The sequence below is a fragment of the Cohnella terricola genome (assembly GCF_007786475.1).
Classification (GTDB): Bacteria; Bacillota; Bacilli; order Paenibacillales; family Paenibacillaceae; genus Cohnella; species Cohnella terricola.
Genome location: NZ_VNJJ01000005.1, coordinates 86,241 through 111,113 on the forward strand (window position 1 = coordinate 86,241; position 24,873 = coordinate 111,113).

Genomic DNA, 24,873 nt, shown 5'->3' on the forward strand with positions numbered 1-24,873 from the left:
ATTGTTTATCGGTTATTTTGCGGGGTATGGGGGTACAACAGTCAACCATTCATTCGTCGGACTTTCCGCATATGCCGTAAAAGAACAAGCGGGTTATGCCGTCGAAGAACGATTCCGGGTTTTCGCTACGCTGGGCGGCATCAAGAATCGTTTCATATTGGTTCATGTGTATCTGCATGTAGGCGAGGACGCTGTCGACGGAGACGTCCTCCGATATTTCTCCGCTTCTTTTTCCTTCCTCAATAATTCGAACTGTCATCGGAACTTTGTAGTTGCGATACATATCTTCGACGTAACGAGCAAGTTCCGGGTCGTTGTGAACTAGGTCTCTCACCGTTCCCGGAGGCAATTCCTTGAAAACCTCCCTCCCCACGAAGAGAATATGTTTGATTTTCTCCTTTAACGTATGTTCTCCGTTCATGAACATCTCGAATTCCAGGATCGCACTGTCGACGTAAGATTTGAAAGCTTCGCGCAGCAATGCTTCCTTGCTTCCGAAGTAATTGTAGATCGTCACCTGGGACACGTCCGCAGACTGGGCGATATCGGCGATCCGAATGCGCTTCGGTTCGGATGTTTGCAACATATTTAGCGTTGTCTCGATTATTTTTTCTTTGATCGCAAGAGTTCTTTTCTCAAAACCGTTCATCGTCTCACCTTATCGTTCCTGTTTGGATTATTTAATGAAATCATAACATAATTATATTTCATAAATCCATTGACGGTTGGGGCGCTCAGGTATAGAATTTCGGATATGAAATATTTATATTCATATATTTCATTATTTTGGGCGGCGGAGGTGCCGAGCATGTTAATTGTCGAGCATCTGACTAAAACATTCGCGAACGGAAGAGGAATATTCGACGTTTCGTTCGAGGTGAGGCAAGGCGAAGTATTCGGCTTTCTGGGACCTAACGGGGCAGGGAAGTCCACGACGATTCGGCACATTTTGGGGTTTATGAAGCCGGATCAAGGAACGGTAAAGGTGAATGGGCTCGATACGTGGCGGGAACAGGGTAAGGTACAGGCAAGCGTAGGCTACTTACCCGGCGAGATCGCTTTTATCGAAGGGATGACGGGGAAAACGTTTCTTGATTTTATGGCGGGTTTGCACGGAGTGAAGGATCTGAATAAAAGGGATCGCTTGATCGATCGGCTGCAGTTCGATGTTCATACGCCAATTCGTAAAATGTCCAAAGGGATGAAGCAGAAGGTCGGCATCGTAGCCGCGTTCATGCACGATCCCGAAGTGATCGTCCTCGACGAGCCGACGTCGGGGCTCGATCCGATGATGCAGAAAGTATTTATCGAGATCGTGCTCGAAGAGAAAACTCGCGGCAGGACGTTTCTTATGTCGTCGCACAGCTTTCCGGAGATCGAACGGACGTGCGACAGAGCCGCGATTATCAAGGATGGAGTGATCGTCGCCGTTAAAGACGTCCACGAGCTGCAATCGATGCAGCGGAAGCTGTTCGAGATTACCTTCGAAAGCGCGGAAGAGGCGGCGTCGTTCGAAATATCCGGTTTGCCGATCGAATCCCGCGAAGGCAATCGGGTTAGAGTGGCCATCCAAGGCAATTACGATCAATTCGTGCAAGAGACGGCCAAATACCGGATACGCAATCTCGATCTGTTCACCCAGAACCTGGAGGACGTCTTCATGAATTATTACGATCGGAAGGGGACGATGAAATGAACGTCGTCTTGTATAAGCAGATGATGAAGGTTCATTTGAAAGGATTCATGAACTATGGGTTCGGGTCCGCATTCTACATTCTGCTAATGTTCTGGTTGTATCCCGGAATCGCCGATAACGCGAAAGCGATCGACGAGATCGTGAATTCAATGCCTGAAGGCGTGGGAAGAGCGTTCGGATTGAATGGTTTCGACAGCATGGAAGCTTTTATTTCGGGGGAATACTACGGTTTGATTCTCGTTCTGATTCTCGCGATCGTATGCGTGCAACTCTCGACGCAGCTTATGGCTAGACTCGTCGACCAAGGCTCAATGGCTTATCTGTTGTCGGCTCCGACGACAAGAGGGAAAGTTGCGCTGACGCAAGCGGCCGTCCTGGCATCCGGGTTGCTCGTCATTCTTGCGGTGACGACCGTCGCCGGTCTCGTTGGACACGTCTGGATCCTGGGAGATAAATACGACTTCAATACGGAGCGCTTCATTCTGTTGAACGTCTCGGCTTTCCTGCTTTTCTTCGCGGTCGGCGGCATCTCTTTCCTGGTATCCTCTTTATCCGATGACGAGAAGAGGGCGATGAGCATCTCCGGAGCGATTACGTTCGGCTTTTTCAGCATAGATCTGATCAGTAAATTCAGCGAGAGCGTCGAGTGGTTGCGATACTTCACCCTCTTTACATTGTATCGTCCGGGGGACATCATTAACGGGAAAGGAGACGCTGCCGTCGCCTTTCCCGTCCTATTCGGCGTTGCAATCATTGCCTTCGCGCTTGCCGTCTTCCTGTTCCGGAAACGGGATTTGCCTCTTTAATTCTGCAAGGGTTGACAACATATTTCCCTTGGGGTAAAGTGATTCAAATAAAGCATTAAGCGAAAGCGTTGAAGGGAATCAGTAGCGTTCGTGTTCGCGTTCCAGAAAGCCGGCGGTCGATGCAAGCCGGTGCGCGTGCGAAAGGCGAATTACGTCCCGGAGCTTCTTGTTCCGAACCCGTGCCGGCACGGAAGGACAAGACGGCAAGCCTGCCGTTATCGGGCGTGAGCGGAGTATGCGCATTGCCGCGTGCTCAAATAGGGTGGTACCGCGATGACTCGTCCCTGTCTAACGACAGGACGGGTCTTTTTTAATTTGATTAAAGGAGAGATTTGCCATGGCTCGACTCGACCAACAATTGCTCGATAACCTCGAATACAGAGGTTTGATCTACCAAACGACCAACCGCGAAGGCCTGCTGGAGAAAATGAACAAGGAGCCGATCGTACTCTACGGCGGCTTCGATCCGACGGCGGATAGCCTGCATATCGGACATTTGCTTCCAATTCTCGTTTTGCGTCACTTCCAGCAAGCGGGGCATAAGCCGATCGCCCTCGTAGGCGGCGGAACCGGTCTGATCGGGGACCCGAGCGGACGTTCCACAGAACGTTCCCTGAATACGTCCGACACGGTCGCTCTATGGACCGAGCGCCTGAAAGATCAGCTTTCCCGCTTTTTGGACTTCGAAGGCACGGATAATCCGGCCAAGCTCGTCAGCAACTACGACTGGCTCGCGCCGCTCGACATCATCACGTTCCTGCGGGATATCGGCAAAAACTTCACCGTCAACTACATGCTCGGGAAGGATTCGGTCGACTCGCGTCTCGCGAACGGTATTTCCTTCACCGAGTTCAGCTACATGATCCTGCAATCGTACGACTTCTACAGGCTTCTGACCGATCACGACTGCTCGCTTCAAATCGGCGGCAGCGACCAATGGGGCAACATTACGGCGGGACTCGACCTGATCGGCAAAATGGGCGGAGGAGACGCCTACGGCATGACGCTGCCGCTTGTCACGAAGAGCGACGGCAAGAAGTTCGGCAAATCCGAATCCGGAGCCGTCTGGCTCGACCGCAATAAGACGTCCGTATACGCATTCTATCAATTCTGGATCAATACAGACGATAACGATGTCGTTAAATTCTTGAAATACTTCACGTTCCTGGAGCGCGAACGGATCGCCGAGCTCGAGCAAGCGGTGGCGGAACGTCCCGAGAAGCGCGAAGCGCAACGCGAACTGGCTCGCGAAGTAACGCGTCTCGTGCATGGGGACGAAGCGGTCGTCAGCGCGGAGAAAATCACGCAGGCGCTGTTCTCCGGTGACGTGACCCAGCTTAGCGAAGCCGAGCTCGTCGAGGCGCTGCAGGATATGCCGACGACGGTCGTTACGGGCCAGGACGAGAGCCCGCTGCTCGAACTGCTGCTCGAGACGAAAGCCGCTCCGTCCAAGCGCCAAGCCCGCGAAGACATCGAGAAAGGCGCCGTTTACCTGAACGGCCAGAGAGAGCAAGCGATCGACTTCGTTCTGACGAAGGAACACCGCCTGCATGGCAAATACGCTGTTTTGCGCAGAGGGAAGAAAAACTACTTCCTCGTGAAATTCGAATAGTCCGCGAACATAAGGAACCGTCCGAAAAGAGTTTCGACTCTTGCCGGACGGTTCCTTTGTACTTCTAACCAATCTTAGCCGTTTTTTGCGCACGCAGCGCTTGCGTTGCCCATAGGCATGTCGCGAGCAACAAGACACCGGATAGAATAAACAAGCCCTCGATGCCGATGAATCCCGAGAGTGCTCCGCCAATGACCGGCCCCATCATATTGCCCAGGCTCAGCGCGCTGCTATTGAAGCCGAACGCCCGGCTTTCCATGCCGTCCGGTGTATATTTGCGAACAAGAGAATTCACAGTCGGAATCATTCCGCCCATGAAGCATCCGAGCAGGAAACGGAAGACGAGAAGCTGTCCGACCGTGCCCACGAACGCTTGCGGAATCAGCATGACGGCCGCTCCGCCGAGAGCAATGAGCAAAATGCGGATCGCGCCGATCCTGTCGCTCAATTTCCCGAGCAGAGGGGAGCAGATCATATTGGAGATGCCCGTCACCGAACTGACGAAACCGGCATAGAAAGCCAAATTCTCCGTCGTGCCGTGAAGGTTCTGCACGTACAAGGGCATCAGCGGCATCGGACTCAGCATCGCGAACTGAATAAGGAACGTAATCGTCAGCAGCACGGGTAATTGACGGATGACCATGAGATCGCGGAAACCTCTAATGACGCTAATCTGAGGTTTGCGAGCTGCGGCTTCTCGATCGAATTTCTCGCGAACCAAAATCCAAGAAATCGCCGAGGCCAGGAATAGCAATGATCCGGTGATATAGAAGATTGGCCTGTATCCGAAGCTATCCGCCAGCAACCCTCCGATAAAAGGGCCGAGAATCGCCCCTGCCGTACCTCCTGATTGCAGCGTTCCCATTGCGAAGCCCATTCTCTCCTTCGGGGTCGTGGCCGATACGAGCGCAACGGCGGCCGGAACATAACCGGAAATAACACCGTTCAGCATGCGCAGCACGAGCAGATGCCAAGGAGCGGTCGCGAAGCCCATCATGACCATCACGATCGACATGCCGAAGCCCGACCGCAGCAGCATCATTTTCCGGCCGTATTTATCCGAAAGCTTGCCCCACAAAGGCTGAAACAAAAACGAAGTTATAAAATTCGCCGCGAAGATCAAACCTGCCCACACGCCGATCTGATGCTCGCCCGTTAACCCCAAATCTTTCTGTAAATATAAAGACAGGAACGGTATGATCATCGTCATACCGGCCATCACGAGAAAGTTGCCGCCCATCAACACGAACAAGTTAATTTTCCAACGTTGCATCGGCTGCTCCTTTGCCTAGCATGCTTATGTACATTTAAAGTATATCATAGCGTCCAGGCGGGTCCAAAGGCGCATTGTCAAACTATTGTCATACTCCCTCCGGGCTGCTAGGTTGTTCGGGCGCGCCAAAAGGGGCATAATGAAAACAATGAAAGACTATACGTTACATAAATGAGGCAGGGATACGATGTTGAATAATGACTTGTTTTTGCGCGCGTGCCGGGGAGAGCCGGTAGAACGCGTGCCCGTCTGGTATATGCGTCAAGCCGGACGATACGACCCCGATTACCGTAAAATCAAGGAAAAGTATTCGCTGCTCGAAATCTGCCGTCAGCCCGAGCTAGCCGCTGAAGTTACGTTGATGCCGATCCGAAAGCTTGGGGTCGACGCGGCTATCCTATATTCGGATATTATGAATCCGGTCGCATCGATCGGAATCGATTTCGATATCGTCAAAGATATCGGTCCAGTCATTCATAATCCGGTTCGCAGCGCCGACGACGTAGAGAAACTGAAGCCGATCGACGTGGATAAAGATCTGTCCCACGTATTGGAGACGATTAAAATCCTGGATCGCGAGCTTGATGTTCCTCTTATTTCGTTTGCGGGTGCGCCATTTACGCTTGCCAGCTATATCATCGAAGGACGTCCGACCAAATCGTATATCCGCACGAAAACGCTTATGTACAGCGAGCCGCGCGTTTGGCACAGTCTAATGGGCAAACTGGCGGATATGGCTGCTACCTACTTGCGGGCTCATGTTCAGTCTGGCGCTAAAGCCGTCCAACTATTCGACAGTTGGGTCGGTTCTCTTGCGCCTCGCGATTTCAAAGAGTTCGTACTGCCGCACGTGGAAAACATTTTCGCGAGCATTGCGGATCTGGACATTCCTAAAATCTACTTCCCCGGCGTCAGTTCGGGAGAACTTTTGCCGCACTTGCAAGATTTGAAGGCAAACGTGATCGGTTTGGATTGGCGGGTTCCTCTCGCAGAGGGTAGACACCGCATCGGCGGCAAATTCGCGATTCAAGGCAATCTCGATCCGTTCGTACTGACCGCTCCGATGGAAGTCATTCGCGAACATGCCCGGCAACTGATCGATGAAGGCATTCAAGACCCTGGATTTATTTTTAACTTGGGTCACGGTTTATTCCCTGAGGCGTCGCTTGATAAATTGCGGGAATTAACGGAATTCGTTCATTCATATAGCGAACAACAAATTGCGGCAGGGGTGAAAGCATGAGCGGCTCGACGAAAAATCCGGTAGGCGTTCTAGTCATGTCGTACGGAACACCGGAAAGCATGGAGGGCATCGAGGCTTACTACACTCATATCCGCCGTGGGCACCCCCCGACGGCAGAGCAATTGGAAGACTTAACGGAGCGTTATCGGACGATCGTGGGCGGGGTTTTCCCGCTTCGCGAAAATACGAACCGGCAAGCTGCGGCACTTCAGCGCACGCTCGACGAAGTAGCAGGCGTAGGGGAATACGTCTGTTACCAAGGATTAAAGCACGCGGCGCCGTTCATCGAAGACGGGATTGCGGCCATGGCGGCCGATGGTATCCGTGAAGCGATTGGAATCGTGCTTACGCCTCAGTATTCAGCGATGAGCGTTGGGGGTTACCTCAAGAGAGCGCAAGATGAAGCAGACAAGCACGGAATTTCGTTCAAAGGAGTTAAGGAATATCATCTTCACTCCGAACTGATCGATGCGTTAAGCAAACGGGTATCCGAAGGCTTAAACAAGTTCGGCGACGGACGCGCGGAGACGCTGGTGCTTTTCAGCGCACACAGCTTGCCGGCCAAAATTCTCGAGATGAACGATCCATACGCGGATCAATTACTCGCGACGTCCGCAGCGATCGCCCAAGCGGCAGGTGTGGACAAGTGGCAGTTCACTTGGCAGAGCGCAGGGCAGACCGGACAGCCATGGCTCGGGCCGGACATCCTGGAGACGCTTGAAAAACTCGGCGCGGAAGGCGTTCGTTCGGTGCTGGTCGCGCCGGTCGGATTCGTTTCCGACCATTTGGAAGTGCTGTACGACATCGACATCGAAGCGAAGAAATTCGCGGAGGAACACGGCATCCGTCTTGAGCGGATCCGCATGCTGAACGACGATGCCCAATACTTGGCGGCAATGGCCGATACGGTAATCGGGCTTGCGGTCGGGAGGAAAAGCGATGAATCATAAGAGTCGCCGAGTGGCGGTGCTGGGCGGCGGGTTGACGGGGCTCAGCTCCGCCTTTTATTTGCGGGAGCTTGCCAAGGAGCGGGGAGAAGAGATCAAAGTCACGGTAATCGAGGGCTCCGATCGGCTTGGCGGCAGAGTAAACACGCTTCGCAAGAACGGTTTCGTTATTGAGCGCGGACCTGACTCTTTTCTAGCGCGCAAGCTTCCGATGATTCGGATTGCAAGCGAACTGGGACTTGTCCAAGAGTTGACCGGCACGAATCCAGCGGCGAAGAACACGTACATCTCGCGTGATGGCAAACTGTTGCCGATGCCGCAGGGGCTAACGCTCGGAGTTCCGTCGGATCGGGACAAGTTCATGGCGACCGAGTTGGTATCCGAGGAAGGTAAACTCAGGGCTCTGGCAGAGCTTGATTTGCCTTCGGATGTCAGTGAGGGCGATGAATCGGTCGGGGCGTTCTTGGAGCGCCGTATGGGCAAGGAAATGGTTGAACGCATTTTCGAGCCGCTGCTAGCGGGCATACATGCCGGGGACCTATACAAGCTCGGACTTGAGGCGACATTCCCTCAATTTAAGCGGATGGTACAAGAGTACGGAAGTCTGATCGCAGGCACGCGAGAAACGCAGCGCCAAGCCGCGGCAGCCAAAGCGAAAGCCGACGCCGAAGCGGCCGCAAGCTCGAACGAGGCTTCAGATTCGACGCCGCTGCCGGCGAGCGTGTTCATGACGTTCAAGAACGGCTTATCCAGCTTGATCGAAGCGCTGGAATCACGGCTTCGCGAGGATGCCAACTGCGAAATCCGCACGGGAGCAAAAGTGGAAGCCATAACGCCGATCGGCGGCGAAGAGATGGATTCGGCGTCGTATCGGCTTCGTCTGTCCGACGGGTCGACGGTCGAAGCCGATCGTGTCATATTCGCATTGCCCGCTTACAATGCCTCAGAACTACTTGCGCCTCACGTAGACGTGTCTGCGCTGAACGCGATTCGATATGTCTCCGTCGCCAACATCGTCCTTGCTTATGATGACTCGGGATTTGATCATCCGTTGGATGGTTCGGGATTTCTCGTTCCGCGTGGAGAGAACAGGCTGATCACGGCAAGCACATGGACTTCGTCCAAGTGGCTGCACACCGCACCGCAGGGCAAACGGTTGATCCGCTGTTACGTAGGGCGTGCCGGAGACGAACAAGGCGTCGAATTGGACGACGAAGCGATGTCCGCCGCCGTTCAGCGCGATCTGCGCGAGCTGATGGGATTGACCGCGACTCCGGAGTTCGTCGAAATCACGAGATTGCGCCATTCGATGCCGCAATATCCAGTCGGCCACGTCGAAGCCGTTGCAGCGTTCCGCGCCAGCTTGGCCACCAAGCTACCCGGCGTAATTGCGACTGGCGCGGCATTCGATGCCGTAGGATTGCCGGACTGCGTCGCCCAAGGCAAACAAGCCGCAGAAGCTCTTCTAGCGAACTAATCGAATGTAGTCGAACTATACGTCACCCGCAATGACTCATCGGCCGCAGGCTGGAAGAGCGATCTTCTGCCGGCGGCTTCTGTTTGCGTTCCCGCAGCCTGCCATATTCATTCAGGGAATAGATGGTCGAGCAGCCGCTGTTGATCAGCTTGATCAGGGCTCCCGCAGGGTCGTGCTCGTTGTTGTTGCGAAACCGGTATTCGTAATAATACTTCTCTCGCCGCCACTTGGGAATGCGGCCGTAATGCTTGCGGATGAAGGCTCTGGCTTTCTTCAGTAGGCTTATTCTGGCTTGTCTCACAATGTTGTGGGACTTGCCCGGCTGATACTTATCCGATCTCCAGAACTCGAACATGGTCGTATACTCGGACCTGAACATGGCGTGCCGGACTTTGTTCAGCAGCCGTAGCGCCGTGCGATATTGCAGCTTGAGCGTCTTGGCGATTTTTCGCGCCGAACAGCGCTCCCCCGAAGCGACCCAATAAAACGCGAACAGCCAGTATTGAAGAGGAAGCTTCGTCCGGTGCATGACGGTATTCGAAGTGATGGAGGTCTGCGTCTTGCAGTTGGAGCACTCGAAGAGATGCCGTTTTTTGATGACGCTGAATTTACACTCCCCGCACTTGGTGCAGATAAAACCGCGAGGCCAGCGAACCTGGAACAAATAATCGCGACAAGCCTGCTCGTCCGGGAAAGCCTCCATAAACTTGCGAACGGACATCATGCATTGTCCCCTCCTTTTCATTGAATACAAACATATGTTCCTGTTAAATCCATAATAGCAAACATGTGTTCGTATGTCAATAAAAATAGCAATTTTTCCAAAAATTTCGGATCGATTTGCGGCTAAATCTCCAATTTCGCAACCCTGAGTAAAGTGCACATACCGTATACAATGCTTGTTTTTCGCGGTTGCTATCCGGGTATTTCCGAACCTATGCAGATGACTCAGGGTAACGATTAGGGGGAGTATCGATTGAAATACGGGAATGAACCGGGTTTTGTCGGACCTATGCAGATGACTCAGGGTAACGATTAGGGGGAGTATCGATTGAAAAACGGGAATGAACCGGGTTTTGACGGACCTATGCAGATAACTCAGGGCTAACGAATAGGAGGAGTATCGATTAAATTACGGGAATGATCCGGGATTTGGCCGGACCTATGCAGATGACTCAGGGATAACGAAAGGGAGGACTGTCGATTGAAAAACGGGATTGACCCGGGATTTGTCGGACCTATGCAGATAAATCAGGGTTAACGAATAGGAGGAGTATCTATTGCAATACGGGAATGAACCGGGTTTTGTCGGACCTATGCAGATGACTCAGGGGTAACGAATAGGAGATATCGACTTATTTTCGGGATGGATCCGAGATAGGGAGTGTTGCCACAGATGTCGATAGGGGGCTACAATGTTAGCTATGGATGAATATGCGCGGAGGTAAGGGGGATTGGCGTCCATGGCGGCTCTGACTACGGTCATCTTGGCGGGAGGCCAAGGGAAACGGATGGGGGGCAACGCATCGTCACGAAGCCAGTATCTCGACCCTAATCTCTGACGATATAGATACACCGAACCAATATCCCGAATAAAGGAGCGTCGACAATTGTCCATGTATCCTGACGATAGACCTGATAGGTTCAAACGAACGGCGCTACAGCCCGAAAAAGCGAGAAGACTGATACTAAACGGAATCAAGCGTTTGCCAATCGAACGGCAGGCGACTTGGCGAGCCAAACGTGGCCGCTCATCCGTTTTCTCCTTTTCGTCGATCCGGATTTGACGTCTTTATTTGTTTTGGCAGCTTGGATAAGAAAAGGAACATGGCAATGAAAACATGTATGAATTTTATTGATGATATGAAAAAAATGGCGGGGGTCGAATTAAACGAAGTTCAACGTGAAGCCGCTACGCATGGCGAAGGCCCTTTGCTGTTGCTAGCTTCGCCCGGCTCCGGCAAGACGACGACGCTGTTGATGCGCATCGGATACCTCGTAGAAACGAAGGGCGTCTTGGCTTCGCGCATCAAGGCGGTAACGTTCAGCAAAGCTTCCGCGATGGACATGGGAGAGCGATTTGAGCGGTTTTTCCCGCATCTTGGCGGAGCCGCGCCCGATTTCTCCACGATTCATAGCTTGGCGTTCGAGATCGTCAGGGAGTTTCTTCGCCGCCGACGCATCGCTTATCGCCTCATCGAAGGCCAAGCGGGAATCACGGAGGACGAACTGCCGAACAAGACTAAGATTCTTCTCGAACTGTACCGGCGAACACATGACGATTATATGACGGACGACCAGATGGAGGAATTGACGAGGTATATTGGTTACGTCAAAAATAAGCTTATTCCGCCGGAACGATTGGGAGAGGTCAAATGCGACGTGCCGCAGGCCGAGAAGATTTTCAGCGATTACGAGAGGTATAAGCAATTCGGAGAGGACAGGCTGCTGGTAGACTACGACGACATGCTGACGATCGCCAATGAGGCGTTGTCGGAAGACGCCGAGCTTCTATCGAAATATCAGAAGCGATACGACTATGTCATGACGGACGAAAGCCAGGATACATCGCTTGTTCAGCATGCCATCGTGGAGAAACTCGTCAAGTCGCACGGCAACTTGTGGGTCGTCGCTGACGACGATCAAAGCATCTACGGATGGCGCGCGGCAGAGCCGGGTTACTTGCTTGATTTTCGACGGACTTATCCGAACGCCCGGATTCTGAAGCTCGAGCAAAATTACCGGTCGACCCCGAATATCGTGGACGTCGCGAACCGTTTCATCAAACGGAACAAGAACCGTTACGACAAGAACATGTTTACCGATAATCCTAGCGGTGAGCCGATCGTGATAACAGATCTGCCGGATTACAAATATCAGGCGAAATACGTGACAGAGAAAATCATCGACAATGGTAATCTGGAGGAGACGGCCGTTCTTTATCGCAACAACAGTTCCTCCATTATGCTCATGAATGCATTGGACCGAGCGGGAATCCCGTTTTACATGAAGGATGGGGACAATCGCTTTTTCTCGCATTGGGTCGTCGAGGATATTTTGAATTTCATGCGAATGACCTTTAGCGACAAACGTCCGGACATTCTCGAGAAAATCCATTTGAAGTTCAACGGGTACATCACGAAAAAGCAAATGGCGATGCTGCTTGAATTGAAAAAGGACGAGGACGAATCCGTATTCGACCGACTGCTCCGCCATATTCCGCTGCAGGACTATCAGATCAAGCAGTTGGAGACATGCAAGATGACGTTCCTCCAACTACAAGGGGCGGCTCCTCTAGTTGCCATAAGGACGATTAGAGACCGGCTGGGATACGATAAGGCGCTTGAAAAGTCGTGCGAGAGAATGGGCTATCGCAAAGAGTTGCTTGTCGGCATTCTGAACACGCTGGAGGAAATTGCCGAACCGCTCGAGACAATGGAGCAGTTCGCGGCCCGGCTTAAGCATCTGGAGAGGAACATGAAGCAGTCCAGAATGAACAAAGGGGCCGGGGCCGTTACCTTGTCAACTATGCACAGTTCGAAAGGATTGGAGTTCGAGAACGTCTATATGGTCGATTTGGTCGAAGGCATTATTCCTTCCGGAGATGACGTAAAAAAAGACGACAAAGGCGAGACGGACGAAATGGAAGAGGCCGCTCGGCTGTTCTACGTCGGCATGACGAGGGCGAAAACGAATCTCGAATTGCTCGCGTACAAAACGAGGGACGGGGAGCAAGTCCAGCCTTCTCGTTTCGTCGCGGAGGTTCGCCATATTCAGCATCCGCCCAAGACGGCGCAGATTAACCAGTCGCACCCTCCGCGCCAAGCCGGCCCGGCTGTTCCCGTCAACCCGAACGCGATCAAGGAGCCATCGGCGCTGGTTGTCGGCGCGAAGGTTCGGCATGCGGTATTCGGCGACGGTGAGATCGTCCTGACGATCGGGGACAGCGTGGAAATCCGTTTCGACGCAGAGACAAAACGCTTGTCCGCGAACATCTGCGTGCAGATGGGGCTGCTGGAACCGCGCTCATGATCCTGTGGATCTGTATCTGCGAACACCGAACCGCCATACGAGCAGGCACGGAATGAGGAACAGGCAGCCCGCCAGCGGCAATATCATGTACTGAGCAGAGGGGCCTTCTGTTTTGTCCAGGATGTATAACAGCGGCAAGTAATTTACGCACCCGAACGGGATGACGTAGGTAAAGAAGCGGGTGACCCATTTTTGATAGATGTTGATCGGGTATTGCGCCATTTCCCGGCCTCCGTCGGTGAAAATATTGGCTACCTCGAGTCCTTGAATGGTCCAGAAGCACATCGAGGCCATTAGGATAAAGATACCCATGAAAATGCAAACGCCGTTGAAGATCATGAAGATCAAGGTAACGGCTTTCATGAAGTTCCAATCGGCCCCCAGTCGGCTTATGGCCCAAACGAGTACGGACAAGCTTTGGAGAAGGCGGCCGAACCGGGTGAACTCGAATTTGGAACCGAGCACTTGTACGATCGTTCCGCGCGGGCGGACAAGCAAACGATCAAATTCGCCGTTTACGATCAGCGTTGAAAACATATCGAACCCTCTCCCGAGACACTCTGCGATAGCGAACGCCATGTGGATCACGCCGAAGCAGAGAGCGACTTCGAAAAAGTTCCAGCCTTGGATCTGCCCGAATCTCTCGAACATGAAATATAGTCCAGCGAATACGGAGAACGGGATGATAAATTGTCCGAAAGACAGCAGCCAGAACGACGAGCGGTATTGCATCTGGGATTTGAACAAGATGAGTAAATATTTGCCGAATAGTTTCATGGCGGATCAGCCTCCCTGTACGACGACTTTGCGCAACACTCGGCCCATCGAGAATCTGCCGATCACGACGAGCATCGCAAGCCATAGCAATTGAAGCGGGATCGTGCTGAGCGCCTCGCTTGCTTGGATATGTCCCGAGTAGACGCGAAACGGGAAATCGGCCGCGAGCCGGAAGGGGAGCGCGTAAACGATCGATTGCAGCCACTGCGGCATAAGCGGAATCGGAATGATCATCCCGGCTAGGAACTCCCCGACGACCCCGAACATGAGCAGCGATCCCGCGGAAGACATCGTGATGAAGGTCGAGATGTAAATGAGCATGGAGATCGCGACAAGGACGAGCAAGCCGAGCAGAAGCGAGACGACGAACAGTGCGGCGGTGCCAAGATTATCGGGCAATGATAAGCGATAGGGTTGAGGCAAGAACATGGCGACAAGCAAGATCGGAAAGCAGCGAAGCACCGCACTGGAGAGACGCTGCGCGAGCAGCTTGGCGTACCACAAGCCGTAAATGCCGCTCGGACGGCAAAGCTCGTATGCGATGTTGCCCGTCGTGATCAATTGGAACAGTTCATTGTCGCGGAACCAAAGCGCGATAAAAGCGAGGAAGGCTTGTTGCAGCCAGATGTAGTTGACAAGTTGATGAAGCGCCATCGGGGGACTGACGAGCGTTTGGCTGTAGAAGGCTTGATAAACCATAATTATAATAAATCCCCAGAAAAACTGCGTGGCGATTCCGGCAAGTGCTGCCGTGCGATATTGAAACCCCATGGCGAGCCGTAATTTGAAGACGGACAAGTACGCTCTCATGATATATCGTACTCCTTGTACATTCGCACGATCATATCCTCGATCGCGGATGCGCCGGTCAAGATTTCGCCGCCGCCCGCGTCCGCGTATTTCTCCCGTAAAGCCGCAAGCTCTCCGTCGTACAGCAGATTTCCTTTTCCGATCAAAATAATCCGTTGCGCCAACGCTTCGATATCGTTCATATCGTGCGTGGTCAGGATGACGGTGACCCCTTTCTCTTTGTTGATGCGCGTGACGAATTGTCGGACTGCGATCTTGGATACCGCGTCAAGCCCGATCGTCGGCTCGTCAAGAAATAGAATTCGGGGACTATGGAGGAGGGAGGCTGCGATCTCGCATCGCATTCGCTGTCCGAGGCTTAATTGCCGCACGGGCGTATGGATGATCTGTTCCAGATCCAAAGCTTCTGTCAGCAGCTTGAGGTTGTCGCGATACTCGGCTTCCGGCACGTCGTATATATCGCGAAGTAGATCAAATGAATCGATGACCGGCACATCCCACCATAGCTGGGAGCGCTGGCCGAAAACGACGCCGATGTTTTTCACGTACTTCACGCGATCGAGCCAGGGCGTGTATCCCATAATGCTGCACGATCCGCGATCGGGAACGAGATGTCGTTTAACGCGGGTAAAAGCGAAAGGAAGGAGATGGTAACATTATAGATAAAGCGCTGTCAAGTTCATTTTTTCTAATTTAAGAGCATCCTCATTGTCTATTTTTATCCCCCCATAATGGAATTGACGTCTTATAGGTCTACCTTCCGATTTCTATAATGAAGAAAGCAGAATTTCCTCCGTATCCGCCTGTAAAGCTCTTCCTCCTGCTATAATGAGATCACCATACCGAGAGGACAGAAGCCGAGAGATGAGTCTGAGCAAACGTATTTTCGCAGCGTTTATTGCCTTTATCATCGTTCCTTTATTCGTTCTTGGAAGCGTTGCTTACTTAGTCTCTCAGAAAGTGACTCAAGAGAAGTACGCGGAGCAAACCGAATTGACGCTGAAAGCCATCGGGCGGAATATCAACAATATGATTAAGGAAGCCAACTACTTCTCCGATTTCTGGGTTACGATGGACAACAGCGTGGAAGTGGTCGAGCAATCGTTCGACGACGCCAATTTGGGAAACGGAGAGATTTCTGGCGATTCGCCTAGAACGCCCGACTACGATCAATTGCTCGAGAAGGAGAAATTGCGTCAACGCGTACTGCTGACTTATCAAGGAATTAACTCGGTGACGCTCTATCGCAACGATTATACGCAAGTAAACGTTAACTTCTCGAAGGATACTCCGATCGCCAGAGAAGATTTGGAGAACCATCCGATCTACCAAGAAGCGCTTCGAAAAAATGGGGCCCCCGTGTGGGTAGGCCCGAACGAAGATACCAAGCTAACCGGAGCGAACAACCTGTTCACGCAAATCCGAGTGCTGCTTGATATCGAGACGCTGAAGAGCAAAGGGATTCTCGTGACCCGTTTCCAGATGAGCGAGTTGAACCGAATTTTCAGCTTCTACAATAGCCAAGGAAAGATCGATCGGCGTTTTCTGATCGTGGCAGGCAATGGCAATATCGTCTTCGACAACGAGAAATCGGCGGAAGGACGCCGGATAGAGGATTACGTAGATATTGTTAAAGGCATCGACATGAGCAATCGCGCGACCCAGAGCAAAACGCTCGAGTTCGACCATCACAAAAGCCTCGTTTCTGTACAGGATTTGCAATTGCAACGGCTGGGCGTTGGCGACTGGAAGCTCGTCATGGTCACTTCGTGGCAATATCTATCTGGAGACATGGGGATCGTCCTGCGCTGGATGGTCGTCATTACGTCGATCTCCCTTGTCCTGGCTCTCATATTTAATTTGATGTTCGTGCGCCGGACGATCACGTTTATCGTCCGCGTCGTCAGGGCAATGAGACAAGTGGAGCGCGGAGATCTATCGACGCGGGTCGCAGTCGTCGGCAACGACGAGACAACGGCGCTGTCCAAAGGCTTCAACAGTCTCGTGACGAGAGTGTCCGAGCTGCTCGACGACGTCAAGCAGGAGCAATCACGCAAAAGAAAAGCGGAGATGATGCTGCTGCAAGCGCAGATCAAGCCTCATTTTCTGTTTAACGCGCTGGAGTCGATCAACATATTAGCCGTACAGAACGAAGGGCGCAAGGTCAGCAAAATGGTGCAAAGGCTTGCGAACATTTTCCGGATCAGCATTCAACAGAAAGAAGAAATCACGATCGAACAAGAGCTGGAGCATCTGATGAGTTACTTGGAAATCCAGAAGTATCGTTTCGAGGAATTGTTCGAGTATTCGATCGACGTGCCGAGCCAGTTGATGGGGCACTCGATTCTGAAGCTGACGCTGCAGCCGCTTGTGGAGAATAGTATTCAACACGGTTTCGAAGGCATCGGATATATGGGACGAATCGAAGTTAGAGCCGCGATAGAAGGCCCGAATATCGCTTTCTACGTGGAAGACAACGGCATCGGCATTCCCGAGCAGCAGCTTGCAAGATTCGCGGCAAGCGGGATTACGACGCTGCAGGAAATGTACGAGGAATCTCCCGAAACCGGGGAACGGCGCGGGCTTGGCGTCGGCAATGTCGCCGATCGCCTGCGGATCCACTACGGCAATGGCTGCGGCTTGTTCCTGTGCAGCGCATCGGGTTACGGCACGGTCATCAAATGTTTGATACCTCTGAATGCGAGGAGTGATTCCGTATGAGACTCAAAGCGATATTGGTCGACGACGAAGTGAATATTCTCAAAAATTTGCAAGCGGTCATTCCGTGGGAGGAATTGGACATCGAACTCGTCGGGACCGCGCGCAACGGGGAACAAGCGCTTGAGCTTGCCCGCACCGAACGGCCGCAGTTGATCATGTGCGATATCCGGATGCCGGTCATGGACGGCATCGAGTTTCTCGGCGCGCTCCGGGAATTCGATACCGAGGCCGAAGTCATCATGATGACCGGCTATCAGGACTTCAGTTACGTACGGTCGGTCATCCGTTACGAAGTAAAGGATTACATATTGAAGCCGATCGATTACGAGGAGCTTGCCGAGACGATCAAACGGCTTGCAAACGGCGTAAGGGAAAGAAGCATCGAACAGCACTCCATGCGCCAGGAATGGAAACAAGTCGTTCATCTGGCCTACGAGAAAATGCTGTACGACCGAATCACGGATCTTGGAGATACGGCGAGTCGCCCGTTCCCGAAGCTAGGAGAGTCGGAGGACGAGAACCAGGCGTTCGCGATGATGCTCGTTGACGTTGAAGACTATACGAAACGCGTAAGATCCTGGGACGATAAAGAACGCAAGCTCTGGAACTTCGCCATACACAATATTTTGCAAGACAACTTGACGGGTATCGGCGTATCCCATTCCATCGTTCAAGTCAGAAGCGGGGAATGGTGCGTGTTGATTGAGAGGACGCCTCCGGATATTTACAACCTGGATCAATGCGTCTCTTGGGCGGAGACGCTTCGCCTAGCCGTGAATAAGTATTTGAAGATGAGCATTCGGGTGGCGCTTCACCCGGCCGAGACGACGTTGATCCAATTGGCCAAGACGTACAAAAGCTTGCAGCGTTCGCTTTACTTGTATTCTTCGGCGAATGCCGGCGTGATCGTGTCCCAGAAGTCCAAGGGAGGTTCGGAAACCTCTCACCAGCTGTGGGACAAAATCGAGGAGATGGTGACGGGGCTGAAACGTTGCGATCGCCGCCGCACGGAAACCGCGTTGAAGGAACTGGACGACAGCTTCCGTTCTTTGCCGGACACTTCTTTCGAGCGGGTCGCCCCGATTTTGCATTACTTGTGCCTTCATCTGCTTCGCGAGATGCGGGCGATGGATGTAATTACTCGCGAGGAAGAGCTCGCAATCTGGCGGCAGATCGACATGCATCAGGGGATACGCGAAACGCTGCAGGTCATTAATGGTCTGGTCGACCGTTCGCTTGAAAGCGCGTTGAAGAAAAAAACGAGCGACGTACTGATGCTGTCGGCGCGGGATTATATCGAAAGAAATCTGTCCGCGGAGCTGAGCATCGATATGCTGGCCGATTATTTGGGGATTAGCGGCAGTTACTACAGCTTGTTGTTTAAGCAGCATTTCGGGGAGACGTTCGTCGAATACGTCACGAAGCAAAGAATGGAAATGGCGCGATCGCTTCTCGCGCTGAGCGACAAAAGCGTCACGCAGATCGGCCAGATGGTCGGGTATGCGGAAAGGCGTTATTTTACCCGCGTATTCAGCAAGTATACGGGGATGCTTCCTTCGGAATACCGGGAGCGGCAGCAAAACCGGTCCGGAGCGGAGCAACCCGCATGGGCGAATCGCTTAGAGGGATAAGGAGAGATGGGGATGACAAGACAAGAGAGCTTCGAGCGTCTTACGCTGAAGGAAAAAATCGGACAGTTGTTCATGTGCGGATTCGAAGGGTTGGAGCCGTCTGACGATATTCTTAAGTTGATCAACGATTACGCCATCGGCGGAATTATTTACTTCCGACGCAATGTTCGCGATGCCAATCAGGTCGGCAAGCTGTCGGCAAAGCTGCAAGCGGCGTCCGCCAATCCGCTGCTCGTCGCGATCGATCAGGAGGGCGGCATGGTCGTCCGCATAGAGGACGGCGTGACGGTAATGCCCGGAGCGATGGCCCAGGGCGCGGCCAACGACATGGATCTGACGTTCGAAGCGGCACGATGGTCCGGTGCCGAGCTTAGGGAAATCGGCATCAACATGAATTTCGCGCCTTGTCTGGACGTGAACAACAATCCGCAGAACCCGGTGATCGGGGTTCGTTCTTTTGGCGAAGATCCGAAGCGGGTCGCATCGCTCGGGGTGGCGGCGATCCATGGCTACCGGGAAGGCGGCGTGATCGCCGTCGCCAAGCATTTTCCCGGACACGGCGACACGGCGGTCGACTCCCATCACGATCTTCCCGTCGTTCCGCACGGCGTAGAGCGCTTGAACGAAGTAGAATTGCTGCCGTTCCGCCATGCAATCGAGCAGAAGGCCGAGGCCATTATGACGGCTCATGTCGTATTTCCCGCTTTCGAGCCGGAGAACGTTCCCGCGACGCTGTCGGCTAGAATATTAACCGGACTATTGCGCAAGCAATTGGGCTTCGGTGGCGTTATCGTCACGGACTGCCTGGAGATGAACGCCATCGCGGAGACGTTCGGCGTTGCCCGCGGAGCGGTGGAGGCGATTAAGGCGGGAGCGGATCTCGTGCTCGTCAGCCACCGGGTTTCCCGGCAGACGACAGCGCTTGAAGCGGTGATGGAAGCGGTGATGACGGGGGAAATCCCGGAATCCCGCATTGATGAGGCCGCCAAGAGAGTATGGGAACTGAAACGTTCGCGAGGACTATTCGGCGACACGGTTCCCGCAACGGATCCCGGGCGCGCGGAGGAGGTGCAGTATGAGCTCTGCCGGGCGGCGGTCACGGTTGTTAAGGGCAAAGAGCATTTGCCCCTGCCCAAGATCGGCAAGACCGTTGTCGTATGGACGGAACCGCGCGTAAGAACGGAAGTCGTCGAAGTGATTCCGCAAGAACGGACGCTGGGCGCGGCACTGGAACAAGTCGGTTACGATATAGAGGAAATCCGTATCGGCATCGATCCGACTCCAGAGGAAGCGGCAGCAGCGCGTTCCGCCGCGGGAGGCGGCCGAAGAGTGATATTCGTATCGTACGATGCCGCTTTTTCCGCCGGGCAGTCCGGGCTTATCCAGGAACTGTACGCGGCGACGGGCGACGCGTTCGTATGGGTGGCGGCCAGAACTCCGTACGATTTGCTCGTCGCTCCCGATGCTCCGACGTACTTGTGCGTCTACGAGAATAAACCGGCGATGATGACGGCACTGGCCGAGGTTCTTGCCGGAGAGACGGACGCGAAGGCGAGTCAGCCGGTCACGATCGGCGACCATGCCCCGGGAACCGTGTGACCGATACCGAATAAGCGCGAAAAAGAGCGATTTTCTCTCCTTATTTTGGGAGGAAAATCGTTTTTTTGTTCACCTTGTTGTATAATTACGGGCAGAGAAAGGAGGACGGTTGCATTGACCTATTCGCGATCGCGAACCCATCATGCGAAAAAGGCGAAACGCCGCGGCAAGACGAGATTACTGCTCGTCTTAAACGGTTTTTTATTGATCGGCCTCGTCATCGTTGCCGCCCTTATTTGGAAATCCCATGTAGATCAGGACAAATCGGCATCGTCATCGTTACCGCCAACCCATGCGGCCAAACCTTCGGATGAAGGTCAGTTGGCTACGAAATCTCCGGAGCCAAAGGCTTCCGAAGAGGAGGAGGTCGAGCCGAGCGCTTCTCCAACGAAGGAATCGAACGGTGCGAAATCGGAAGGCGACGGCAAGTCGGTATCCCTCGCGTTCGTCGGAGATGTTCTTCCTGCCGCGAAGGTGTTGGAATTGATGAAAGCGAACGGCTTTGATTATCCTTACCGGGAAGCGAAAGAAATTCTGTCTGCGGCTGACATTACGGCGGGCAATCTGGAAACGCCGATCACGACGAGAGGAACCCCGGCGGAAGACAAACAATACGTATTCCGCGGAAGCACCGAAGCATTGCCGGCCTTGAAGGAAGCGGGCTTCGATTTTCTATCGCTCGCGAACAACCATACGCTCGATTACGGCTGGGTAGGCTTAAGCGATACGATGGACGCGCTTGACGACGCCGGTCTGAAGCATGCGGGCTCCGGCAACGATGATAAAGAAGCGTTCGCTCCGGCATACATAGAAAGCAACGGAATAACGGTCGCGTACGTCAGCGTCACGAGAGTCGTCCCGGAGGTATCCTGGAAAGCGGACAAAAATCGTCCGGGAGTGGCGGAGGCGTACGCGCCGGATCGTGCCGTCGCAGCGATCAAAGACGCGAAAGAAAACGCGGATATCGTCGTGGTGATGGTGCATTGGGGAGTGGAGCGGGAAGACCGCCCGGTCGCCCACCAGACGGACCTCGCGCACCGATTCGTCGACGCTGGCGCGGATCTGGTCATCGGCAGCCATCCTCACGTCCTGCAAGGCTTCGAAACGTATAAAGGCAAATGGATCGCCTACAGTCTAGGCAATTTCGTCTTCTCGTCGACCACCACGCGCTCTTCCGAGACCGGCGTATTAAACGCCAGTTGCGGCAAGGACGGAACGTGCTCGCTCAAGTTCACTCCGATGTTCGCCAAAAGCTCGCAGCCCGCGCCGATGGGAGAAGCCGAAGGCAAACAACTGTTGGCCCGATTGTCGACTTTATCGTTTGGCGCCTCCGTAGAGGAGGATGGAACGATTGTGGTACGGAATTAAAAGTTTTATAAGAGGACTTCGTAACGTACCCTTTAGGTATCATTTATTTAATGGGGGAATGAAGTTGGATAAGTCTACTCGAGCCGCTCTTCACCCGTGCGTCGCCCATCGCGGTTTCTCAGGCAAAGCACCCGAGAATACGATGGCCGCTTTCCGAATGGCGTTGAACGAGCCTTACGTATGTTGGATGGAACTGGACGTTCATCTGTCACGGGACGACGTTCCCGTCGTCATTCATGACGCAACGTTGAACCGGACGACGTCCGGCAGGGGCCGGGTCATCGACTTTACGGCCGAGGAGCTTGGAAATCTTGACGCGGGCAGTTGGTTCGACCGTTCCTTCGCCAACGAATGCATTCCTACGTTGGAATCGGTACTGAGATTAACGGCGGGAAGATGCAGACTGAATATCGAGTTGAAAGGAAATGACGCGGATTACGACCGGCTGGCCCGCAGAACGATTGAGGTACTTCGAGCCTTCGGGATGGAGAACGAGCATGTCGTGACTTCGTTCCAACCGGACATTCTTCGGGCGGTGCGCCAATATTCCCGTTCGCTGAGAATTGGACTGATCATCGACGAACGCCCAGTGAATCTCGTCGATCGGCTGATCGCGCTCGATTGTTCGTATTTGTCCATCGGCTTCAGACACATTGACGAGAAGCTTCTAAAACAGGCTTCAAAAGCGTATATCGAGGTGATGGCGTGGACGGTGAATTCAACCTCCGATCTGCGCAGGTTGGCCGCCCGGCCGGAAGCGTTCCAGCTTTGTACGAATTATCCCGACAGATGGTTGGAGGCAATCGAAAAATGAACGTTAATGAAACGGATTTGCGCAACATTTATTGCGTCGGTCGCAATTATCGGCTGCACGCCGCAGAGCTGGGAAATGAAGTTCCGACGTCGCCGATGATCTTCACGAAACCGACGCATGCCGTCATTCGGATGGAGGACGGATTGCTGAAGCTGCCGGGCTCGCAAGGAAGCATCCACTATGAGGCGGAGCTCGTCGTCGCCGTAGGAAGGCCTTACGAACCTGGGATCCGCTGCGACGAGCTGTTTACGGCGTTTACGGTAGGCCTGGATCTGACGCTGCGGGACGTCCAGGAGCGCTTGAAGGCTAAGGGACAGCCGTGGCTCGCAGCTAAAGGATTTCGGAATTCGGCTGCGTTCGGAAAATGGTTGGCGTTTCCCGGAAGCACCGCGATCAAGGAAGGCGATTTCGCTTTCCGAATAAACGATCAAGAAGTACAGCGCGGCAACGCGAACGACATGGTATTCGACTTGCAGCTGATCGCCGATTTCGTAGGAACGAATTACGGATTAGGCGTCGGGGACGTGCTGTTTACAGGTACGCCCGCGGGCGTCGGCGCGCTGAGCGACGGAGACCGGCTGGATGTTCGTTGGAACGAGGAAAGCCTGGGACGTCTGACTGTAGCGATCGCCGGATAATAAAAAAAGGAGGAGCCGGTTGCAATCGGGAAACGATTGTGACCGGCTCTTTTTGCTACGTTCCAAAATCAATTCAAATTCGCGCTCATTCCATCGATATAATAAGTAATCGCTTTGGTAACGCTTTCCGTTAAATCCTCTTTCATCTGGAAGGATCCCATCGAAGCCAGCGAGGCGAATCCGTGCACCATGCTGCGTAAGCCCCGTATCGCATGGACGGTTTCCTCCTGCGGGAAGCCGAGCGGCTGCATGAGGCGGTAGAACAGATTCAAAATGCTTTCGGCGGCTTGTTCGAACGGCTCGGGCTGCGGCGAAGCCGCGCGATTGATCGCCTCGTACAACCCGGGATGCTGCCGGACGAACTGCATATAGCGCCTGCCGACTTGGATCAACGCTTCCTTGCCGGAGTAGCCGATCGCCGCGTCGCTTAGCTCCTCCTTTAACGAGACGGACGCGAATACGGCCAGTTTCTGGCGCAAATCCGGCAGCCCTTCTACGTGATTGTAGAGCGATGGCGTCTTTATGCCGAGCAGGGCGGCAACGTTAGCAAGCGTCACCTGTTCCCACCCGTCGCGGTCCGCGATGTCGGCCGCCGCGGCGATTACGGATTCGGGCTTCACGCCTGCTCTCATCCGGTTTGCCTCCTCTCGAGTCTTTTATGCGCTTCGTCGATCGCTTGTTGCATGGCGGCGACCGGTTGTACCAACGCGGGACCATGGCCGACGGCCAGTATGGCGGGACGAAGCTCCATCAGCTTCCGTGCGCTTGCGATCGCTGTCGGCGCATGCCAAGTCGCCAAGGCGGGGAAGGGGAAAGTCCATTTCATGTGGCCCGAGACCACCAGGCCGCCTTTGGAAGTGAAGGCGTCTCCGGCGATCAGGGCACGGCTTGTCGTCTCGAAGAAACAGAAGTGTCCGGGCGTATGCCCAGGGGAGGCGACGGCGATTAACGAGCCGATGCGATCTTGATCATCGAAAACAAAGTTGGGTGTAAAAGGCGCTTTCTTCGGGATGCCGCCTTTAGGCGGAACGTTGGCCTCGTAGGGCAGCAAGGTACGATCGCCCTGAAGTAAGGCTGCGTCTCTGCGGGAAATTCCGATCTTAGCATCGGGATATTTCTCTTTTAACAACGGTACCGCTCCGATATGATCTTCGTGGGCGTGCGTCAGAAGAATGCGAGTAAGCGGCTTTCCCGTCGCTTCGATGGCACCGGCAATGCCTTTGGCCACGAACGGCATGCAGGCGTCGATCAACGTCAAGCCTTCCTCGTCTTCGATCAAGTAGCAGTTGAGCGGAAACAATCTGGGCATAAAAATCAGTTGCGTTACCGGACCCCAAGTCGTTTTGTTCATCATGAACGACCTCCTTAAACTAAACTTGTTATTATAATAACTAATATCATTAGTTTTTGCAAGGGGTAAAATCATCAA

21 protein-coding genes and 1 other annotated feature are annotated in these 24,873 nt (G+C 53.5%); of the genes, 13 read left to right on the forward strand and 8 right to left on the reverse strand.

Annotated elements, in window-relative coordinates; all coding sequences use genetic code 11:
- Positions 1-49: 49 nt before the first annotated feature.
- Complete coding sequence (locus FPZ45_RS10350) at positions 50-586, reverse strand: TetR/AcrR family transcriptional regulator (RefSeq protein ID WP_222430771.1); 537 nt, start codon at positions 584-586, stop codon at positions 50-52.
- Positions 587-808: 222 nt separating this feature from the next.
- On the opposite strand from FPZ45_RS10350, the gene FPZ45_RS10355 reads away from it, so the two are divergent.
- The 3 genes from FPZ45_RS10355 (at position 809) to tyrS (ending at position 4,114) form a co-directional block, all read left to right on the forward strand.
- Positions 809-1,696 (forward strand): ABC transporter ATP-binding protein, encoded by an 888-nt coding sequence (locus FPZ45_RS10355; RefSeq protein ID WP_144700973.1) that lies wholly within the window; start codon positions 809-811, stop codon positions 1,694-1,696.
- Positions 1,693-2,502, forward strand: a complete 810-nt coding sequence (locus FPZ45_RS10360) for an ABC transporter permease subunit (RefSeq protein WP_144700975.1) — start codon at positions 1,693-1,695, stop codon at positions 2,500-2,502. Before FPZ45_RS10355 ends, FPZ45_RS10360 begins: the two co-directional genes overlap by 4 nt.
- 59 nt (positions 2,503-2,561) lie before the next feature.
- Positions 2,562-2,791 (forward strand) — a binding site (T-box leader).
- Positions 2,792-2,839: 48 nt separating this feature from the next.
- Positions 2,840-4,114, forward strand: a complete 1,275-nt coding sequence (gene tyrS / locus FPZ45_RS10365; RefSeq protein ID WP_144700977.1) for a tyrosine--tRNA ligase — start codon at positions 2,840-2,842, stop codon at positions 4,112-4,114.
- 64 nt (positions 4,115-4,178) lie between these two features.
- Here tyrS and FPZ45_RS10370 read toward each other — a convergent pair whose 3' ends face one another.
- A complete protein-coding gene (locus FPZ45_RS10370) occupies positions 4,179-5,387 on the reverse strand; it encodes an MFS transporter (RefSeq protein ID WP_144700979.1) in 1,209 nt (402 codons plus the stop codon).
- A gap of 187 nt (positions 5,388-5,574) precedes the next feature.
- Here FPZ45_RS10370 and hemE point away from each other — a divergent pair, with 187 nt between their 5' ends.
- The 3 genes from hemE to hemG are packed head-to-tail and all read left to right on the forward strand — an operon-like array spanning position 5,575 to position 9,054.
- Positions 5,575-6,630, forward strand: a complete 1,056-nt coding sequence (gene hemE, locus FPZ45_RS10375) for a uroporphyrinogen decarboxylase (RefSeq protein WP_144700981.1) — start codon at positions 5,575-5,577, stop codon at positions 6,628-6,630.
- A complete protein-coding gene (gene hemH / locus FPZ45_RS10380) occupies positions 6,627-7,580 on the forward strand; it encodes a ferrochelatase (RefSeq protein ID WP_144700983.1) in 954 nt (317 codons plus the stop codon). The genes hemE and hemH overlap by 4 nt, the downstream gene beginning before the upstream one ends.
- Positions 7,570-9,054, forward strand: a complete 1,485-nt coding sequence (gene hemG, locus FPZ45_RS10385; RefSeq protein ID WP_144700985.1) for a protoporphyrinogen oxidase — start codon at positions 7,570-7,572, stop codon at positions 9,052-9,054. Before hemH ends, hemG begins: the two co-directional genes overlap by 11 nt.
- Before the next feature lie 22 nt (positions 9,055-9,076).
- On the opposite strand, the gene FPZ45_RS10390 is transcribed toward hemG, so the two are convergent.
- Entirely contained in the window at positions 9,077-9,778 is a 702-nt protein-coding gene (locus FPZ45_RS10390; protein WP_186438337.1) for a transposase, read from the reverse strand.
- Between the two features lie 1,109 nt (positions 9,779-10,887).
- On the opposite strand from FPZ45_RS10390, the gene FPZ45_RS10395 reads away from it, so the two are divergent.
- The gene (locus FPZ45_RS10395) at positions 10,888-13,086 is read left to right on the forward strand and encodes an ATP-dependent helicase (RefSeq protein WP_144700989.1); all 2,199 of its coding nucleotides are present in this window, start codon (positions 10,888-10,890) and stop codon (positions 13,084-13,086) included.
- Here the strand turns inward: FPZ45_RS10395 and FPZ45_RS10400 are convergent.
- Genes FPZ45_RS10400 through FPZ45_RS10410 form a run of 3 tightly spaced genes read right to left on the reverse strand, consistent with a single transcriptional unit; the run spans position 13,081 to position 15,254 of the window.
- Complete coding sequence (locus FPZ45_RS10400) at positions 13,081-13,863, reverse strand: ABC transporter permease (RefSeq protein ID WP_144700991.1); 783 nt, start codon at positions 13,861-13,863, stop codon at positions 13,081-13,083. The two genes, FPZ45_RS10395 and FPZ45_RS10400, sit on opposite strands and share 6 nt — an antisense overlap.
- Positions 13,864-13,869: 6 nt before the next feature.
- A complete protein-coding gene (locus tag FPZ45_RS10405; protein WP_144700993.1) occupies positions 13,870-14,673 on the reverse strand; it encodes an ABC transporter permease in 804 nt (267 codons plus the stop codon).
- Entirely contained in the window at positions 14,670-15,254 is a 585-nt protein-coding gene (locus FPZ45_RS10410) for an ATP-binding cassette domain-containing protein (RefSeq protein ID WP_144700995.1), read from the reverse strand. Before FPZ45_RS10410 ends, FPZ45_RS10405 begins: the two co-directional genes overlap by 4 nt.
- Before the next feature lie 283 nt (positions 15,255-15,537).
- On the opposite strand from FPZ45_RS10410, the gene FPZ45_RS10415 reads away from it, so the two are divergent.
- The 6 genes from FPZ45_RS10415 (at position 15,538) to FPZ45_RS10440 (ending at position 23,444) form a co-directional block, all read left to right on the forward strand.
- Complete coding sequence (locus tag FPZ45_RS10415; protein ID WP_144700997.1) at positions 15,538-17,394, forward strand: cache domain-containing sensor histidine kinase; 1,857 nt, start codon at positions 15,538-15,540, stop codon at positions 17,392-17,394.
- Complete coding sequence (locus FPZ45_RS10420) at positions 17,391-19,025, forward strand: response regulator (RefSeq protein WP_144700999.1); 1,635 nt, start codon at positions 17,391-17,393, stop codon at positions 19,023-19,025. Before FPZ45_RS10415 ends, FPZ45_RS10420 begins: the two co-directional genes overlap by 4 nt.
- 12 nt (positions 19,026-19,037) lie before the next feature.
- Positions 19,038-20,624: a beta-N-acetylhexosaminidase gene (nagZ, locus tag FPZ45_RS10425; RefSeq protein ID WP_144701001.1), complete on the forward strand. Its 1,587-nt coding sequence runs from the start codon at positions 19,038-19,040 to the stop codon at positions 20,622-20,624.
- 114 nt (positions 20,625-20,738) lie between these two features.
- Positions 20,739-21,992 (forward strand): CapA family protein, encoded by a 1,254-nt coding sequence (locus FPZ45_RS10430; RefSeq protein WP_144701003.1) that lies wholly within the window; start codon positions 20,739-20,741, stop codon positions 21,990-21,992.
- Between the two features lie 64 nt (positions 21,993-22,056).
- A complete protein-coding gene (locus FPZ45_RS10435; RefSeq protein WP_246120406.1) occupies positions 22,057-22,806 on the forward strand; it encodes a glycerophosphodiester phosphodiesterase in 750 nt (249 codons plus the stop codon).
- Entirely contained in the window at positions 22,803-23,444 is a 642-nt protein-coding gene (locus FPZ45_RS10440) for a fumarylacetoacetate hydrolase family protein (protein ID WP_144701007.1), read from the forward strand. Before FPZ45_RS10435 ends, FPZ45_RS10440 begins: the two co-directional genes overlap by 4 nt.
- A 68-nt stretch (positions 23,445-23,512) precedes the next feature.
- Here FPZ45_RS10440 and FPZ45_RS10445 read toward each other — a convergent pair whose 3' ends face one another.
- Both FPZ45_RS10445 and FPZ45_RS10450 read right to left on the reverse strand, forming a co-directional pair.
- Positions 23,513-24,076, reverse strand: coding sequence for a TetR-like C-terminal domain-containing protein (locus FPZ45_RS10445; protein ID WP_144701009.1), 564 nt, complete (start codon positions 24,074-24,076; stop codon positions 23,513-23,515).
- Positions 24,073-24,798: an MBL fold metallo-hydrolase gene (locus FPZ45_RS10450; RefSeq protein ID WP_144701011.1), complete on the reverse strand. Its 726-nt coding sequence runs from the start codon at positions 24,796-24,798 to the stop codon at positions 24,073-24,075. Before FPZ45_RS10450 ends, FPZ45_RS10445 begins: the two co-directional genes overlap by 4 nt.
- Between the last annotated feature and the right edge of the window lie 75 nt (positions 24,799-24,873).